The following is a 15,795-nucleotide window of genomic DNA, read 5'->3' on the forward strand; positions in this document are numbered from 1 at the left end:
CCCTTCCATCTCCCAGCCACTGTCTGGCTGACCGCCGCGGGCTTTGCCGTGAACCTTGGGGTTCACTTCTCAGCGGCGAGGTGGCGGGCATGTGCGGCGGCAAGCGGAGCGAAGGGTTCACCCTGGTCGAAGTGCTGGTCTCGGTACTCATCCTCGGTATTGGCCTGTTGGGGTTGGCGGGGCTGCAGAACGTCGGTATTACCGCCGGCTACAGCGCGCTGCAACGCTCCCAGGCTTCCTGGCTGGCCAGCGAAATGGCCGATCTGCTGCGCGCCAACCCGGACGCCGCCCGCGCTGGCGCCTATGACGTGAACTTCACCGATGTCGCCGACGGCTGCCCGAAGGCCGGCGGCTCGACGCGTGCGCAACTCGACCTCGGCCAGTGGCAGGCCGCCGTCTGCGAGACGCTCGGTGGAACGGGCAGTGGCGCCATCCAGGTGATCCGCAGCGGTGCTCTCTACAGTGCGATCATCGCCGTGCGCTGGAGTGATCGACGCGCACGCGAGCGCCTGGATGCAGCGCAAGCCGCAGTGGAAACCTTCACCTACCGGGCAGGGCTGTGAAGTGCGTCAGCGCGGGCTCTCTCTGGTCGAGCTGCTGGTGGCCATGGCCCTCGGCCTGATCCTGCTGGCGGGCGTCATCCAGGTCGTCGTCGGCAGCAAGCGCAGCCACCAGAGCGGCATGGCCCTGGCCGAGTTGCAGGAAAACGGCCGCTTTGCGCTGGAGGCTGTGGGGCGCGACCTGCGCAATGCCGGGTTCGCGGGCGCCTGCACCGGGGGCCTGGTCAATGCCTCCGGGAGCGATGGCGCCCAGTATGCGGTGGAGCGGTCGCCCATCGAAGGCTACGGAGCTGGCATGGCAGCGCTGGCCTGGGTGCCTTCCGGGCGCTTGTCGAATACGGATGCGCTGTTGTTGCGCTATGCCGCCGACGCCGGCCTCCAGGCACGCTCGATCAGCGGCAACCGGTTGCTCCTGACTTCATCGAGTGCGCTCGCCGGAGCCCTCTATCTGCTCAGCGATCAACAATCCTGCCTGCTCCTGCGCAACGCCGGGAACACGGCGAGCCTGCTCGCGGATCGCTCGCTGGAGCACTTCCTGGTGCCGGCGACACGAGTCTATGCCTACCGCTACGCCATCTACTGGGTCGGCCGCGGCACCGACGGAACGCCGGGACTGTTCGTTACCGAAATCAGTGAATCCACCGAGAAGCAGCAGGCCAGCGAACTGGTCAGCGGGGTTGCCGGAATGAGCCTGCGCTACGGCGTAGCGGGTACCGGCAGCGAAGTCGTGGCGGCCTACAAGGCGGCGCGGGAAATGGCTGCTGGAGACTGGCGCCGGGTGCGCACGGTGCGCGTCAGCCTGCTGCTGCAGAGCCAGACAGTCGAGGCCGACGAGGTGCCAAAAGCGGTGGAGTTCGACGGCCGCAGCCTGGCGCCGAGTGCGGAGCGGCGGTTGCGCCTGGTAATGGGCAGCACCTTTGCACTGCGCAATCCGCCGCCATGAACGCGAACGTGCCGCTGCGCCATCGATCCGAGCGCGGGGCCGTGCTGCTGGTCTCGCTGGTCATGTTGTTGCTGCTCACCCTCATCGGTCTGGCGGGCATGCGCATGGTGCAGCTGGAAGAGCGCATGGCCGGCAACCTGCGTGATCGGCAGGTGGCGTTTCAGGCAGCGGAAGCGGCTTTGCGGGCAGGCGAAGCGGCGGCACGGGATATCTCCCGGCGTGGCCTTGCCGAGGCTTCCGCCTATGACGCCGAGGGGACCGCGAGTGGCTTTTCCGAAAGCGCTGCGCCGCCGGTCTATCGAGTGCGCTTCCTGCGCTGGCTGACCAGCGAAGGGCTGGAGGTCGGCAAGGGCAGGGCGGCCCATGGTGTGGCCGTCGAAGTACAGGCCAGCGGCTATGGTGCGCGGCTCCAGGCTTCGGGACAGCCGGTTTCCAGCGTTCGGCTCGGCAGCATCTATTTCATCCGTTAGCAAGCAGCAAGGAGGTTGCGGTGGGCCGCGGAAGACTTGGTTTCCTGATGCTGTGCTCCAGCCTGGCGGGCTCGTTGCTGGCCGCGCCGGTCAGCCAGGTTCCGCTGCAGATCGCCAGAGGGGGGCCGGGCAATCTTTTGCTGTTGCCCTCATCGGCCCACGAGGCAGTAGCGGCGGCGGCCAATCCAGATCCTGTCTACTCCAGCGCTGAGCGCTACATCGGCTATTTCGACCCGGACAAGTGCTACGCGTACCGTCACGCCGAGACCGGCCCGGCTCGCTACTTCCAGCCTATCGGCCAGGCGTTGGCCCATGCCTGCCGGCAAGCGTGGAGCGGCAACTTCCTCAACTGGGCGACGGCGCAGGCTGTCGATGTGTATCGCGCTGTCCTGACCGGCGGCGACCGCTTCATCGACAGCGTCGGCCTGACCGTACTGCAGAAGGGCCGGAGCCTGGAGCAGGGCGCTGCCTTCCCGGATCGCAGCCTGCCGCTCGACGCTGTCGCGGGGGCGACGCCATTTTCCGGCACAGCGCTGTATCTGCGTATCGGCGGGGAGCAACGCAGCCTGTTGCTCAGTCGCGCTTCCGAGTTTCCCGGCGAGCCGCAGGAGTTCCTGTCGGGCGAGCCGCTGCTGCCAGCGGCGACCTATCGGCTAATGGTGCGCGTACAGGTCTGCGTGGGTGGGCAACTGGAGCGCAATTGCCAGCGTTACGGTGAGCACTACAAGCCCGAGGGGCTGCTGCAGCAATACGCCGGGCGCTTGCGCTTCAGCCTCTTCGGTCGCCCAGGCGATGCAGGCAGCGCAGTGTTGCGCGTGCCGCAGAAGTTCGTCGGCCCCTGGCTGGACGATGGGCAGGACAATCCGTTGCAGGAGTGGTCGGCGCAGACCGGCGTACTCATCGATCGGCAGGCTGGTGTGCTGCTTTCCCTCAATCGCTTTGATGAGGGTGGCGGGCTGCCAGGACAGTTCGATGATGTCGGCGAACTGCTGCATGCCGCCACGAGTTACCTGCGCCACCAGGATGCGGACACCGAGTCGCCCCGTTGGAGCGATCCGTTCTCCTACGCCTGCCAACGCAACGCCCTGCTCGGGATTGGCGGCGCGGGTGACGGTGAGGCCGGCGGCAGCCTGCTGCATTTCGGTGATGCTGAAGTGGCCCAGGCAGCGCAACGGGTGGCGGCCATGCAGGGCGGCACAGGTACCGCCGCTGCGTTCGCCCTGGCGGGGCTGGCCTATGACGCCCATGTGCGCGACCTGCGCCCGGACCTGCCCGGCCGGCAAAGCGCGTCCACTTACTGGCTGGCATCGTCGCGCGAGGTGTCCGGGCCCGACAGCGCTCTCTGGCTGGCGACCCAGTACGGTGGCTTCGTGGTTCCGCGCCGCTACTCAGCGTCGCGCACCACGCCATTGCCGGATAACTGGTGGAAGGGCACGGCAGGTCGACCGGCCAACCTGCTGCAGCTAGGCGACCCCGACAGGCTGCGCGATGAGCTGAAGCAGGCATTCGCCCGCGTGGCCGACGATGTACCAGGAAGCATCGGTAACTTCAGTGCGGGTCCGCAGTTCGGCCAATGGTTCAGCGCCTTGCTGGAGGGCCGGTACTGGAGCGGCGATCTGCAGCTCTGGAGTGAGGGCGAGTGGCTGCCGCGGTGGTCGGCTGCGCAGAAGCTGGATGAGTTGAGCGAGGCGCAACTGGCCGGGCGAAATATCCTCACAGTGCGGCCGGCCTTGGCCGGGGCGGATGGCGTGCAGGTGGCCAATGAAGGCGCGGTCTTTGTCTGGCGTGACCTGAACGATGAACAACGGCGCAGGCTGGGCACCGAGCAGGGCGAAGCGCTGCTGGACTACCTGCGCGGTTCGCGCCTGCAGGAGCGCCGCGAGCCGGGCAGCGCGTTGCCGTTCCGCCAGCGTTCCAGTCGTTTGGGCGATATTGTCGGATCGCGGCCGGCCTACTCCTGGCATGACCCCCAGCCATACGGCGAGCTTCCCGAACCGCTGGGTAGCGGCTACCGGGAATTCCTCGCCAGCGCGCTTTACCAGCAGCGCGCGCCGCTGGTGGCAGTGGGAGCCAACGACGGCATGTTGCACGGATTCGATGCGCTCGACGGGCGGGAGCTGTTCGCCTTTGTGCCAGCGGCGGTGTTGGGGCACCTTCGCGAGCTGGCCGATCCCGGCTATGTGCATCGCTACTACGTCGATGGGACGCCGATGGTGGGCAACGCCTGGATCGGCGAGCGTTGGCGAACCCTCCTGGTGGGCAGCACGGGGGCGGGCGGGAACAGCCTGTTCGCGCTGGACATCAGCGATCCCGAACAGGTGCGGCCGGGCAGTGTGCTCTGGGAGTTCAGCCATCCTGACCTCGGCTACACGCTCGGGCGGCCGAGCCTCATGGCCCTGGCTTCGGGACGGTTCGTGGTGGCGATTTCCTCCGGCGCCCGGGACCCGGAAAGCCGCAGTGGGGCCATCTGGCTGCTCGATGCGGCGAACGGGCGGGTGCTCAAGCGTATTGAACTGCCCGGCGCCGGTGATCTGGGGCCGGTCACGGCGATCAGCAGTACGGGCGACGTCACTGCCAATCGCCTCTATGTGGGCGACAGCCTCGGGAATCTCTGGCGCGTGGACCTGGCGGGCGAGGATGGCAGCCATTCGACGATTCCGCCCTGGTTGGCCGGCAAGCCGCTGTTCCGCGCGCAGGCGCCGGATGGCAGCCCCCAGGCGATCAGTGCGCCAGTGGCGGCTACGCTGGACCGCGGCGGGCAGGTGCGTGTGCTGTTCGGCAGCGGCCGCTATTACCGCGCGGGGGATGACGAGCCCTCCGCGCAAGGCGAAAGCCTTTACGGCGTACTCGACGAGGGGAGGGCCCTGGCGGGGCGCTCGGACCTGCGCCCGGTGTCCTCCGGCGTCGACATCGGCGGTGCCAGTGGCTGGTATCTGGACCTGCCGGCGGGTGGCCCGCGGGTGGTGGAGCAGGCGCAGGTTCGTGACGGGAAGCTGGTGCTGTTCAACCTGATCGCAGCGGGAGAGGATCCCTGCAGCGATCCGCTGGTTTACGCCTCGGTCGTGCTGGATGCCGGCTGCGGCGAGGCGCTGGGCGGTGGTTTGCGAAGCAGCGGGGTGGCGGACAATGACGCAGCACAGCAGTGCAGCGCTGCGCTGCTCCAGCCCGACCCGGAAGGCCCCTGGCGCATCGTGGGGGTGGATCGCGCAGGCCGTCCGCAGTCTGAAGCGCTCGAGCTGCTCCGCGACAGTGGCCGCAAGGCCTGGTGGGAGGCTCGCTGAGATGAGGCCGATGACGCGAGTGACTGGCGGTTTCACGCTGGTCGAAATGCTGGTCTGCCTGAGCCTGATCGGCGTCCTGCTGGGCATTGCCCTGCCGACATACCGCGAGCATATCCAGCGCGTGCGCCGCCTGGATGCGCAGAAGTCTCTGGTGGAGCTGGCGCAGTCGCTGGAGCGCTTCTACACCAGCCGAGGCAGTTACCTGGGCGCCACGTTGCCGTTCGAGCAGTCGCCGCGGGAGGCACGGGAAGCCTATTACCGCCTGGGCTTTGCCTCTGGCCCGGAGGAGTCGCGCTACGTCCTGCAGGCCGAGCCGGTTGGCGCAATGGCTGGGGACGCCTGCGGAGTGCTGACGCTGGCCAGCAGCGGGCTCCGCGGCGCGGCCACGGAACGCTGCTGGTAGCGAGGTGTCAGGTCGGCATGCGATCCACCCACTTCGGCGCAGCCAGGGGCTTCCAGGCCGCGAGGGCGCTGACCAGCGCGGCGGGCGAGGCAGCACGCTGCAACATGTCACGGTGCGGCTGACGTACGAAACGCTCCTGCACCAGGTGGTCGAGGAAGGTCAGCAGCGGGTCGAAGAAACCGTTCACTTCCAGCAGGCCAAGCGGCTTGGCGTGGTAGCCCAGTTGCCCCCAGGTCCATACCTCGAAGAGTTCTTCCAGGGTGCCCAGGCCCCCCGGCAGGGCGATGAAGGCGTCGCTCAGCTCGGCCATGCGGGCCTTGCGCGCGTGCATGCCATCGACCACTTCCAGGCGGGTCAGGCCGCTGTGGCCGACTTCGGCGTCTTTCAGGCTCTGCGGGATGATCCCGATGACCTCGCCGCCCGCGGCCAGCGCGGCATTGGCGACCATGCCCATCAGCCCCACGGCCCCGCCGCCGTAGACCAGCTGGATGCCGTTCTCGGCGAGATGGCGGCCGAGGGCTTCGGCGGCCTCCTGATAGATCGGGGTGGCGCCGGGGCTGGCGCCGCAGAATACGCAGATGGAACGCAAGGTCATGGAGCTTCCTCGATTGGCTGCCTCGTTTTGCAGACCGTCAGGGTAGCGGCAGCGGGGAGTCCGACCAAGCGCGAAATGCACTACTCCACTTGCAACCGGCGGTCGCCACCGCCGCAGGCCCCGAGGGCGTAGCAGGCGAGCAGGTGCTGTAGCAGCAGGCTTTGTAACAGCGGAAGACGGTGCATGGCGCGAACTCCTGTTGGGCCGGGGGATGGCGTCTATGCTAGGCGGGGTGCGCTGATCTGCCTCGTTGATCCTGCTGATCGACCTGATAGACAGTTCGAGGCTTGGCTCATGGCCGAAGGCCATTGATGCAGATCAGGGGAACCCCGATCGCGTTCGGGCAGTCTTCCCCTTCAGGATTCTCCGCCCAACCTGCCTAGGAGGCATGTCATGTTCCGTAAACTCGCCGCTGTATCCCTGCTTGGCCTGTTCAGTGCCCCGCTGCTGGCCGCCGAATGCTCCGTAGACATCCAGGGCAACGACCAGATGCAGTTCAGCACCAACGCCATCAGCGTCGACAAGAGCTGCAAGACCTTCACCGTGAACCTGTCCCACCCGGGCAGCCTGCCGAAGAACGTCATGGGCCATAACTGGGTCCTGACCACCGCCGCCGACATGCAGGGCGTGGTGACCGACGGCATGGCCGCCGGTCTGGACAAGAACTACGTGAAGGACGGTGACACCCGCGTGATCGCCCACACCAAGATCATCGGTTCCGGCGAGAAGGATTCGGTGACCTTCGACGTCTCCAAGCTGAAGGCCGGCGATGAATACGCGTTCTTCTGCTCCTTCCCGGGCCACTCGGCCATGATGAAGGGCACCCTGTCCGTGAAGTGATCCGGCTTTGCTGAAAAGCTTGTGATTCGAAAGCCCGACTATTGGTCGGGCTTTTTATTTCACGCTTTTTATTTAAACAAACGGAGTTAGGGTGTCCGTTGCTGGAATCCAAACGGGGGACCCATGTACCACGGTGAACGCTTCAACGCCTGGACTCACCTGATCGGCGCCGTGCTGGCCCTGGTCGGCGGCATCTGGCTACTGGTCGCCACCAGCCTGCTGGGCGAGCCGTTGCGCATCGTCAGCGTGGCGATCTATGGCACCACACTGTTTTTGCTCTACAGCATCTCCACGCTCTACCACAGCGTGCGGGGGCGGGCGAAAGTCATCCTGCGCAAGCTCGACCACCTGTCGATCTACCTGCTGATCGCCGGGAGCTACACGCCTTTCTGCCTGGTGACACTCAAGGGGCCCTGGGGCTGGACGTTGTTCGGTATCGTCTGGTCGATGGCGGTGATCGGCATGGTGCAGGAGATCAAGCCGCGCTCCGAGGCGCGGGTGCTGTCGATCATCATCTACGCGGTAATGGGCTGGATCGTGCTGATCGCGGTCGGGCCGCTGTACCGCGCGCTGGGCGGCGCCGGCTTTGCCTGGCTGGTGGGCGGCGGCGCCTTCTACACCATCGGCATCATCTTCTTTGCCTACGACAGCCGCTTCCGTCACTGGCACGGCATCTGGCACCTGTTCGTGATCGCCGGCAGCCTGCTGCACTTCATCGCCATCTGGCGTTACGTCATTCCCCAGCATTGAGCCGGACGGCGCGGGACTACCCCCGCGCCGCTAGCTGCAGAGTGCTTACGGCGCGGTCGGCAGGGCGCGCTTGTGGTGGGTCTTCTCGAAGGTGCGGACGATGATGTCGAAGGCTTCCTGGCTGACCTCCTGGCCGTGCAGGAAGGCGTCGATTTCCTTGTAGGTCACGCCGTGGGAATGCTCGTCCGGCTTGCCAGGGGCGAGGTCCTCGAGGTCAGCGGTCGGCACTTTCTCCACCAGATACTCCGGCGCGCCGAGGCTGCGGGCGATGCTGCGCACCTGGTTCTTCACCAGGCCGGTGAGCGGGGCGAGGTCGCAGGCGCCATCGCCGAACTTGGTGAAGAAGCCCATCACCGCCTCGGCAGCGTGGTCGGTGCCGACCACCAGGCCGGCGCGGGCGTTGGCGATGGTGTACTGGGCGACCATGCGGATGCGCGCCTTGGTGTTGCCTAGGGCGAAGTCGCGGGTGGCTGGGGCCAGGCCTTCCAGGGCCTGGGTTTCCGCTGCCAGCGCCTGCACCGACGGGCCGATGTTCACGGTGTGGCGCTCGTCGGGGGCGATGCAGTCCACCGAGTCCTGGGCGTCCTGCTCGTCGCCCTGCACGTTGTACGGCAGGCGCACGGCGAGGAAGCGGTAATCCTGCTTGCCGGTCTCGGCGCGCAGGCCTTCCACGGCGCGCTGGCAGAGCATGCCGGCGGTCAGCGAGTCGACGCCGCCGCTGATGCCCAGCACCAGGGTCTTCATCCCCGAGCCCTTCAGGCAGTCCTGGATGAAGCGCACGCGGCGCTGGATTTCGGCCTGCAGCTCGGCGTCGGACTGGAAGGGCGGCTGCACGTTGAGTTCTTTGGCAATGGCGGCCTGTCTGTCTTTCATCGAAGGGCTCCTGGTCGGATGCGAAAAGGGTTACTGCGCGACCTTGAACACGTGGCGCAGGTAGGCGACGAAGTTCTCGTCGCGGCATTGGGTCTTGCCCGGGGTATCGGAAATCTTCGCCACGGGGTGGCCGTTGCAGGCCGTCATCTTGATCACGATGTTCATCGGTTCCACCCCGGGGATGTCGCAGGTCAGGTTGGTGCCGATGCCGAAACTGACGTTGATCTTGCCACGCAATGCGCGGAAGAGCTGCAACGCCTTGGGCATGTCGAGGCCGTCGGAGAACACCAGGGTTTTGCTCATCGGGTCGATTCCCAGGCGGCGGTAGTGAGCGATGGCCTTCTCGGCCCAGACCAGCGGATCGCCCGAATCGTGGCGCAGGCCATCGAAGAGCTTGGCGAAGTACAGGTCGAAGTCGCTGAGGAAGGCGTCCATGGTAATGCAGTCGGTCAGCGCGATGCCCAACTGGCCGCGGTATTCGCGTACCCAGCAGTCCAGCGCGGCGATCTGGCTGTCGATCAGTCGCGGGCCGAGCTGCTGGTGAGCCATCAGCCATTCGTGGGCCATGGTGCCGATGGGCTTCACGTCGAATTCGCGGGCCAGGTGCACGTTGCTGGTGCCGACGAAGCGGCCGGGGAAGTCGCGCTTGAGGATGTGCACGACTTCTTCCTGGGTTCGGTAGGAGAAGCGCCGGCGGGTGCCGAAGTCGGCCACCTGGAATTCCTTCAGCTCTGCCTCGCTGGCATTGCCGGCCAGCCAGTCGAGCTTGCGATAGAGCTGCTCGCCGACCTGCTCCAGCACCACGTCGCGGTAGCGATAGCGGTTGCGCACCTCGCTGACGATGGCCAGCAGCGGTACCTCGAAGAGGATCACGTGCAGCCACGGCCCGCGCAGGCGGATGGCCAACTGGCCGTCCTCGATACTGGTGTGCACGTAGCGCAGGTTGAAGCGGAACAGACTGAGGAAGCGAATGAAGTCCGGCTTGATGAATGGAATGCGCTCGAGGAAGGCCAACTGGTCGGGAGTGGCTTCCAGCTCAGCCAGGCGCTCGATGCGGTAGCGGATTTCCGCCAGGTACGGGCGCAGGTCCTCGGCGTTGCGGCAGCGGAATTCCCACTCCACTTCGGCGTTGGGGTAGTTGTGCAGCACTGCCTGCATCATCGTCAGCTTGTAGAAGTCGGTGTCCAGCAGGTTCTGCACGATGTTCTCGGCAAATACGCTCTCGGCCATGATCAGTTCTCCCTGATGCCCGCGAGGGCGCTATCCAATTCGTTCTCGTCCGCGCAGAGGATGACCCCGGCGCTGCGCATTTCGTTGCAGGCGGCCCTCGCGGTTTCCTCCGCGATGGCCCGGCAGGCCGGCAGGTACAGCAGTACCTGGAAGCCGGCGCGGCGCAGCTGCAGCGCGGTGGTCTTCACGCAGTAGTCCAGCGCCAGGCCGCCCACCAGCACGTGGCTGACCGCGTTCTGCCGCAGGAATTCGATGGCCCCGGTGCTGCTGCGTTCGCCCAGGTCGTGGTAGCACGCACCGTAGGGGTGCAGGTCCGGCTCCACGCCCTTCCAGATGAAGAAGTCGTAGTCCATCGGCTTGGGCAGCTCGTCCAGCAGCTCGAAGCCCGGCGTACCCGGCACACAGTGACTGACCCAGGTGAGGTCGGCATTGGGCAGGGCGAGCGGCTGCAGCATCTGTGCCGGCTCGCTGACTACCCAGGGCGCTTGCGGGCTATGCGCGTCCTTGCTGCCCAGGCGCAGGCTGGCGCGCTCGGCCATCCGGTTCAGCGCGCCGCCGATGGCATCACCGCCGGGAACTGGCAGTTCGTTGGGGCAGAGCGGGGTGAAGCCTTTCTGGGCGTCTATATCGAAGCTGGCGATCAGGTTCATGGAAGCCTCCGCTTGACCGTTGGTGGCCTGTCGTGACCACATAATTCACGACGTGAAATAAGTCGTCAAGCAGAAAGATGGAAAATCATCGGAGGTGGAAGATGCTTTGTGTACGTGGTGAAATAAGTCACAGAGCTTCCTGCGGCGAGGAAGCGTGCGAGGAGCATCGATGAGTACCGCTGAAGTGCTGGCCACCGTGGACATCGTGGCGCTGCGTCTGAAACCCGAGCGCGGGCTGGAACTGCTGTTGATCCGCCGCGCCCAGGCGCCGTTCGAAGGTCAGTGGGCGTTGCCCGGCGTGCTGATCAACGGCCGCTGCGCCGACCATGGCCTGGATGACGCCGCCCTGCGCGCGCTGCGCGAGAAGGCGCGGGTACAGCCGGCCTACATGGAGCAGGTAGCCACGGTCGGCAACGCTGTGCGCGACCCGCGTGGCTGGTCGCTGAGCGTGTTCTACCTCGTGCTGGTGGCGCCGGATACCGCACTGGTTGCCGACGATCTCGACTTCGTGCCGCTGGAGTCAGTGCGCAGTGAGCGCTATGCGTTGCCCTTCGATCACGGCCAACTGGTGCAGCAGGCCTGCGAGCGGCTGGCCGGCAAGTCGGTGTACAGCGCGCTGCCGCTGCACCTGTTGCCGGAGCGCTTCACCGTGGCCGAGGCGCTGAAGGCCTTCGAGCTATCCATCGGCGAGGAAATCCAGCACTCCAGCTTGCGCGGACGGTTGGAGCGGATGAAGGCGGCGGGCTGGGTGGAAGATACCGGCGAGCGCCACCAGCCGCCGATGGGGCGGCCGCAGCATGTGTTGCGCTTTACGCCGCAGGGAGATGGGGCGTTTGTGTTCGATCGGAGTTTGTTGGTCTGACGCTCCTGCGCTCGGGCATTCCCCTCACCCCAGCCCTCTCCCGGAGGGAGAGGGAGCCGTTCGTGCCGGCTGATGATCTGGCGCGAACCTGCGCCTGATCAGTCCCTCTGCCTTTGGAGCGGGGCGCGCAGTCAGGGTTAGGGTCAGGGTGAGGGGCTCTTGGCGCCGTGCTGAACTCACCCCTCCATACGCTCCTCGATCCACTCGACGAACGCCCTGACCTTGGGCACCGCCGCCGCATGTTCGGGATACGCCAGGTAATAGCCGCTGCGGCTCGCCAGCCCGTGCTCCCAGGCGATCACCAGCTTGCCTTCGCTCAGCTCCTCTTCCACCAGGAAGCGCGGCAGCAGCGCCACACCGCAACCTGCCTGGGCGGCGCGGATGCACATGTAGAAAGTGTCGAAGCGCGGCCCGTGGTAGCTGTGCTCGCTGTGCTGGCCAAGGCTGAGGAACCACTCGTGCCAGGCCTCCTGGCGCGTGGCGTTCTGCAGCAGGACCAGGTCGGCCAGTTGCGTCGGCTCGCTCAGCGGCTGCGCCGGCAGGATCGCCGGTGAGCATACCGGCACCATTTCCTCGCCGAACAGCGCCACGCACTCCGCACCGGGCAGGGTGCCGGCGCCGAAGAAGAAGGCGATGTCGCAGCGCGACTGCAGCAGGTCGCCCGGCTCCAGTTCCTGGCGCAGGTCCAGGTGGATGTTCGGATGGCGATGACGCCAGCCGTTCAGCCGCGGGATCAGCCAGCGTGCGCCGAAGGTCGGCGGCGTCGCCACGCGCAGCACTTCGGTCTCGCCGCCGTAGGACAGCAGGTAGTGGGTGGACATCTCCACCTGCATGAGGATCTTGCGCACTTCCACCAGGTACAGATCGCCTGCCGGGGTCAGTTGCAGGCGGCGGCGCACGCGGCGGAACAGCAGGTGCTGGAGCATTTCTTCCAGCTGTGCCACCTGCTTGCTGACCGCGCTCTGGGTCAGGTTCAGCTCTTCGGAAGCGCGGGTGAAACTCAGGTGCCGCGCCACCGCTTCGAAGCATTGCAGGGCGGTCATGGACGGCAGGTGGCGTTTGCTCAGCATGGTGGGCAGTTCATGAATTTACGGAATGATGTGCATAGGAAACGTCGTTTGTTGTGCCCAGGCAAGCCGTTTATTACTGCTGGCATTCCAACTGGTTCTGAACCCATTCAGGAGTCCGCATGATTTCCGCACTGCTCGAATCCCTCGGCGTCGACGCCCGCCTGGTCACCGGTGGCGATCAGGTCATCCACACTCCCATCGACGGCAGCCGCCTGGGCGCGGTGCGCCTGGAAAGCGCCGCCGAGGTGGAGCAGAAGATCGGTCGCGCCGCCCGTGCCTTCGACGCCTGGCGCAAGGTGCCGGCGCCGCGTCGTGGCGAACTGGTGCGGCTGTTCGGTGAGGAGCTGCGGGCGAGCAAGGCGGCACTCGGTGAGCTGGTGTCCTGGGAGGCCGGCAAGATCACCCAGGAAGGCCTGGGCGAAGTGCAGGAAATGATCGATATCTGCGACTTCGCGGTCGGCCTGTCGCGCCAGCTCTACGGCCTGACTATCGCCTCCGAGCGCCCCGGCCACCACATGCGCGAGACCTGGCACCCGTTGGGCGTGGTCGGGGTGATCAGCGCCTTCAACTTCCCGGTCGCGGTGTGGTCGTGGAACACCGCGCTGGCGCTGGTCTGCGGCAACTCGGTGGTGTGGAAGCCGTCGGAGAAAACCCCGCTCACCGCGCTGGCGTGCCAGGCGCTGTTCGAGCGCGCGCTGAAGAAGTTCGCTGATGCGCCGGAGCACCTCAGCCAGGTGGTGATCGGCGATCGCAGCGCCGGCGAAGCACTGGTGGACGACGTGCGCGTTGCCCTGGTCAGCGCCACCGGCAGCACTCGCATGGGTCGCGAAGTCGGCCCGCGCGTGGCGGCCCGTTTCGGTCGCAGCATCCTCGAACTGGGTGGCAACAACGCGATGGTCCTGACGCCCAGCGCCGACCTCGACATGGCTGTACGCGCGGTGCTGTTCAGCGCCGTCGGCACCGCCGGGCAGCGCTGCACCACGCTGCGCCGGCTGATCGCCCACGAGTCGGTGAAGGACGAGTTCGTCAGCCGCCTGAAGACGGCTTACGCCAAGGTGCGCATCGGCCATCCGCTGGAAGGCAACCTGGTCGGCCCGCTGATCGATGAGCGCAGCTTCCTGGCCATGCAGGGCGCGCTGGAGCAGGCGCGCGGCGAGGGCGGCGTGGTGTTCGGCGGCGAGCGCCAACTGGCTGATAAATTCCCCAACGCCTACTACGTGTCGCCGGCCATCGTCGAGATGCCCGAGCAAAGCGATGTGGTGCGAAGCGAGACCTTCGCGCCGATCCTCTATGTGGTGCCTTACAAGGACTTCAACGATGCGCTGGCGCTGAATAACGGCGTGCCCCAGGGGCTGTCGTCGTGCATCTTCACCACCGACCTGCGCGAGGCGGAAGCCTTCATTTCGGCGGTGGGCAGCGACTGCGGCATCGCCAACGTCAACATCGGCCCCAGCGGCGCAGAGATTGGCGGCGCCTTCGGTGGCGAGAAGGAAACCGGCGGTGGCCGCGAGTCCGGCTCCGACGCCTGGAAGGGCTACATGCGCCGGCAGACCAACACCGTGAACTACTCGCGGGAACTGCCGCTGGCGCAGGGCATAGTCTTTGATTGACTGCGGCTACAGGCTACAGGCTACAGGCTACAGGCTACAGGCTACAGGCTACAGGCGAAGGGGGCTGGCTTTTGCCTGCCGCTTGTAGCCTACGGCCTGCAGCCATTCGAAGAAGGATCGCTGGATGTCGCTTCGCCAAGAATGTCTGTGGGAACACCTGACCCCCGATCGCCCGGAAGCCCCGGAGCTGCGCGGGGATCGCAAGGTCGACGTGTGTGTCATCGGCGCGGGCTTCACCGGCCTGTCCGCCGCGTTGCATCTGCTGGAGCGCGACCAGACGGTCTGCGTGCTGGAAGCCCACACCACCGGCCACGGCGGCTCGGGGCGCAACGTCGGGCTGGTCAACGCCGGCCTGTGGATTCCCCCGGACGAGATCGAAGCGGGCATGGGCGCGGAGGTCGGCCAGCGGGTCAACCGCATGCTCGGCAACGCGCCTTCGCTGGTGTTCTCGCTGATCGACAAGTACGCCATCGATTGCCAGGCGCGCCGCGAAGGCACCCTGCACATGGCGCACAACGCCCGCGGCCTGACCGACCTGCGCAGCCGCTGTGAGCAGTGGGGTCGCCGTGGTGCTCCGGTGGAACTGCTCACCGGCAGCGAGTGCGAGCAGGCCTGCGGCACCGACAAGATCGCCGGCGCGCTGCTCGACCGTCGCGCCGGGACGCTCAACCCCATGGCCTACGTCAGCGGCCTCGCCCGCGCCGTCGTCGGGCTGGGCGGTGAGCTGTACCACCATTCCCCAGTGGTCGGCCTGGTGCGGGTAGGCAACGCCTGGAACGTCATCACCGCCGGTGGTGTAGTCACCGCCGAACAGGTGGTGATCGCCTCCAGCGCCTATACCGAGGGTGAGTGGACGCAGCTGCGCCGCACCTTCTTCCCCGGCTACTACTACCAGGTTGCCTCGCGTCCGCTGGAGGGCGCCGAAGCCGCGCGCATCCTGCCGGGCGGGCAGGGTTCCTGGGATACCCGCCAGGTGCTCAGCAGCATCCGCCGCGACGCCGATGGCCGCCTGCTGCTCGGCAGCCTCGGCAAGGGCACCGGCAAGCCGGCGTGGTTCCTGAAGAGCTGGGCGGATCGCATCCAGCAGCACTACTTCCCCCGGCTGGGCAAGGTGGACTGGGAGTTCACCTGGACCGGCTGCATCGACTTCACCCCCGACCACCTCATGCGCCTGTTCGAGCCGGCGCCGGGGCTGGTCGCCATGAGCGGCTACAACGGCCGCGGCGTCACCACCGGCACGGTGGTGGGCAAGGCCTTCGCCGACTTCCTGCTGGACGGGGACGCCAGCGCCTTGCCGATGCCGCTCAGGCCCATGGAGGAGATTTCCGCCGTGGGCCTGCGCAGTTGTCTGTACGAAGCCGGCTTCTCCCTCTACCACGCCGGGCAATGCCTGCGGGTGGTGATCTGAGGCGGTTCAATCCGGGGCGCTCGCCGCCCCCGGTTTGACTCGGCCACGCTCGCTGCACTTTGGTCTAGCCTCTTATGGTGCGTTACCCCAGCGGGTCTGCACCGCGGATGTGCAGTTCGGTGACAGCGACGGTTACGGTTGGGGTTGCGCCTGTGGTGGCTGGAAAAAGGCCGCCTACGGGAAGGCGGGTTGCACCCTTTTGCCTGCCTGGTTGCACCTTCTGTTTTCAGTGGGTTGCACGTGTCTAGCG

General features: G+C 66.6%; 15 protein-coding genes. 10 read left to right on the plus strand and 5 right to left on the minus strand.

What is annotated here, in order from left to right; all coding sequences use genetic code 11:
- Window positions 1–89 precede the first annotated feature (89 nt).
- From pilV to N5C91_RS02350, 5 genes are read left to right on the plus strand one after another with little or no spacing between them, the layout of a single operon-like run.
- Window positions 90–563, plus strand: coding sequence for a type IV pilus modification protein PilV (gene pilV, locus N5C91_RS02330; RefSeq protein ID WP_279827546.1), 474 nt, complete (start codon window positions 90–92; stop codon window positions 561–563).
- Window positions 514–1,503, plus strand: coding sequence for a PilW family protein (locus tag N5C91_RS02335; RefSeq protein WP_236171311.1), 990 nt, complete (start codon window positions 514–516; stop codon window positions 1,501–1,503). Before pilV ends, N5C91_RS02335 begins: the two co-directional genes overlap by 50 nt.
- Complete coding sequence (locus N5C91_RS02340) at window positions 1,500–1,973, plus strand: PilX N-terminal domain-containing pilus assembly protein (protein ID WP_279827548.1); 474 nt, start codon at window positions 1,500–1,502, stop codon at window positions 1,971–1,973. The genes N5C91_RS02335 and N5C91_RS02340 overlap by 4 nt, the downstream gene beginning before the upstream one ends.
- A 20-nt stretch (window positions 1,974–1,993) precedes the next feature.
- Entirely contained in the window at window positions 1,994–5,254 is a 3,261-nt protein-coding gene (locus tag N5C91_RS02345) for a PilC/PilY family type IV pilus protein (protein ID WP_279827549.1), read from the plus strand.
- A 10-nt stretch (window positions 5,255–5,264) separates the two neighbouring features.
- The gene (locus tag N5C91_RS02350) at window positions 5,265–5,657 is read left to right on the plus strand and encodes a type IV pilin protein (protein ID WP_279827551.1); all 393 of its coding nucleotides are present in this window, start codon (window positions 5,265–5,267) and stop codon (window positions 5,655–5,657) included.
- Between the two features lie 7 nt (window positions 5,658–5,664).
- Here N5C91_RS02350 and N5C91_RS02355 read toward each other — a convergent pair whose 3' ends face one another.
- Window positions 5,665–6,252 carry a TIGR00730 family Rossman fold protein gene (locus N5C91_RS02355; RefSeq protein WP_279827554.1) on the minus strand — a complete coding sequence of 196 codons (588 nt, stop codon included), beginning with the start codon at window positions 6,250–6,252 and terminating at the stop codon, window positions 5,665–5,667.
- Between the two features lie 393 nt (window positions 6,253–6,645).
- Between N5C91_RS02355 and azu the strand changes: the two genes are divergently transcribed.
- Both azu and N5C91_RS02365 read left to right on the plus strand, forming a co-directional pair.
- Window positions 6,646–7,092, plus strand: a complete 447-nt coding sequence (gene azu, locus N5C91_RS02360) for an azurin (protein ID WP_236171316.1) — start codon at window positions 6,646–6,648, stop codon at window positions 7,090–7,092.
- A 123-nt stretch (window positions 7,093–7,215) separates the two neighbouring features.
- Window positions 7,216–7,842, plus strand: a complete 627-nt coding sequence (locus tag N5C91_RS02365; RefSeq protein ID WP_279827557.1) for a hemolysin III family protein — start codon at window positions 7,216–7,218, stop codon at window positions 7,840–7,842.
- A gap of 45 nt (window positions 7,843–7,887) precedes the next feature.
- Here the strand turns inward: N5C91_RS02365 and nadE are convergent, their stop codons facing one another.
- From nadE to N5C91_RS02380, 3 genes are read right to left on the minus strand one after another with little or no spacing between them, the layout of a single operon-like run.
- Window positions 7,888–8,715 carry an ammonia-dependent NAD(+) synthetase gene (nadE, locus tag N5C91_RS02370; RefSeq protein ID WP_279827559.1) on the minus strand — a complete coding sequence of 276 codons (828 nt, stop codon included), beginning with the start codon at window positions 8,713–8,715 and terminating at the stop codon, window positions 7,888–7,890.
- Window positions 8,716–8,745: 30 nt separating this feature from the next.
- Window positions 8,746–9,945, minus strand: a complete 1,200-nt coding sequence (pncB, locus tag N5C91_RS02375; RefSeq protein WP_279827561.1) for a nicotinate phosphoribosyltransferase — start codon at window positions 9,943–9,945, stop codon at window positions 8,746–8,748.
- A gap of 2 nt (window positions 9,946–9,947) precedes the next feature.
- The gene (locus N5C91_RS02380; RefSeq protein WP_279827563.1) at window positions 9,948–10,595 is read right to left on the minus strand and encodes a nicotinamidase; all 648 of its coding nucleotides are present in this window, start codon (window positions 10,593–10,595) and stop codon (window positions 9,948–9,950) included.
- A gap of 169 nt (window positions 10,596–10,764) precedes the next feature.
- Here N5C91_RS02380 and N5C91_RS02385 point away from each other — a divergent pair, with 169 nt between their 5' ends.
- Window positions 10,765–11,457 (plus strand): NUDIX domain-containing protein, encoded by a 693-nt coding sequence (locus tag N5C91_RS02385; RefSeq protein WP_279827565.1) that lies wholly within the window; start codon window positions 10,765–10,767, stop codon window positions 11,455–11,457.
- Between the two features lie 176 nt (window positions 11,458–11,633).
- On the opposite strand, the gene N5C91_RS02390 is transcribed toward N5C91_RS02385, so the two are convergent.
- Window positions 11,634–12,527, minus strand: coding sequence for a LysR family transcriptional regulator (locus tag N5C91_RS02390; RefSeq protein WP_279827567.1), 894 nt, complete (start codon window positions 12,525–12,527; stop codon window positions 11,634–11,636).
- A 119-nt stretch (window positions 12,528–12,646) separates the two neighbouring features.
- Here N5C91_RS02390 and N5C91_RS02395 point away from each other — a divergent pair, with 119 nt between their 5' ends.
- Entirely contained in the window at window positions 12,647–14,137 is a 1,491-nt protein-coding gene (locus tag N5C91_RS02395; RefSeq protein ID WP_275094679.1) for an aldehyde dehydrogenase family protein, read from the plus strand.
- A gap of 124 nt (window positions 14,138–14,261) precedes the next feature.
- Window positions 14,262–15,545 carry an FAD-binding oxidoreductase gene (locus N5C91_RS02400; protein ID WP_279827569.1) on the plus strand — a complete coding sequence of 428 codons (1,284 nt, stop codon included), beginning with the start codon at window positions 14,262–14,264 and terminating at the stop codon, window positions 15,543–15,545.
- Window positions 15,546–15,795: the final 250 nt, after the last annotated feature.

Origin of the sequence: Pseudomonas sp. GD03903, from assembly GCF_029840045.1 — a bacterium.
In the GTDB taxonomy this organism is placed as follows: domain Bacteria; phylum Pseudomonadota; class Gammaproteobacteria; order Pseudomonadales; family Pseudomonadaceae; genus Pseudomonas; species Pseudomonas pseudonitroreducens.

Coding starts and splice junctions, on each gene's coding strand:
- N5C91_RS02350 (WP_279827551.1), top strand. CDS start 5,265: ATGACGCGAGTGACTGGCGGTTTCACGCTGGTCGAAATGCTGGTCTGC.
- N5C91_RS02340 (WP_279827548.1), top strand. CDS start 1,500: ATGAACGCGAACGTGCCGCTGCGCCATCGATCCGAGCGCGGGGCCGTG.
- N5C91_RS02390 (WP_279827567.1), bottom strand. CDS start 12,527: ATGCTGAGCAAACGCCACCTGCCGTCCATGACCGCCCTGCAATGCTTC.
- N5C91_RS02355 (WP_279827554.1), bottom strand. CDS start 6,252: ATGACCTTGCGTTCCATCTGCGTATTCTGCGGCGCCAGCCCCGGCGCC.
- N5C91_RS02380 (WP_279827563.1), bottom strand. CDS start 10,595: ATGAACCTGATCGCCAGCTTCGATATAGACGCCCAGAAAGGCTTCACC.
- N5C91_RS02400 (WP_279827569.1), top strand. CDS start 14,262: ATGTCGCTTCGCCAAGAATGTCTGTGGGAACACCTGACCCCCGATCGC.
- azu (WP_236171316.1), top strand. CDS start 6,646: ATGTTCCGTAAACTCGCCGCTGTATCCCTGCTTGGCCTGTTCAGTGCC.
- N5C91_RS02395 (WP_275094679.1), top strand. CDS start 12,647: ATGATTTCCGCACTGCTCGAATCCCTCGGCGTCGACGCCCGCCTGGTC.
- nadE (WP_279827559.1), bottom strand. CDS start 8,715: ATGAAAGACAGACAGGCCGCCATTGCCAAAGAACTCAACGTGCAGCCG.
- pilV (WP_279827546.1), top strand. CDS start 90: ATGTGCGGCGGCAAGCGGAGCGAAGGGTTCACCCTGGTCGAAGTGCTG.
- N5C91_RS02365 (WP_279827557.1), top strand. CDS start 7,216: ATGTACCACGGTGAACGCTTCAACGCCTGGACTCACCTGATCGGCGCC.
- N5C91_RS02385 (WP_279827565.1), top strand. CDS start 10,765: ATGAGTACCGCTGAAGTGCTGGCCACCGTGGACATCGTGGCGCTGCGT.
- pncB (WP_279827561.1), bottom strand. CDS start 9,945: ATGGCCGAGAGCGTATTTGCCGAGAACATCGTGCAGAACCTGCTGGAC.
- N5C91_RS02335 (WP_236171311.1), top strand. CDS start 514: ATGCAGCGCAAGCCGCAGTGGAAACCTTCACCTACCGGGCAGGGCTGT.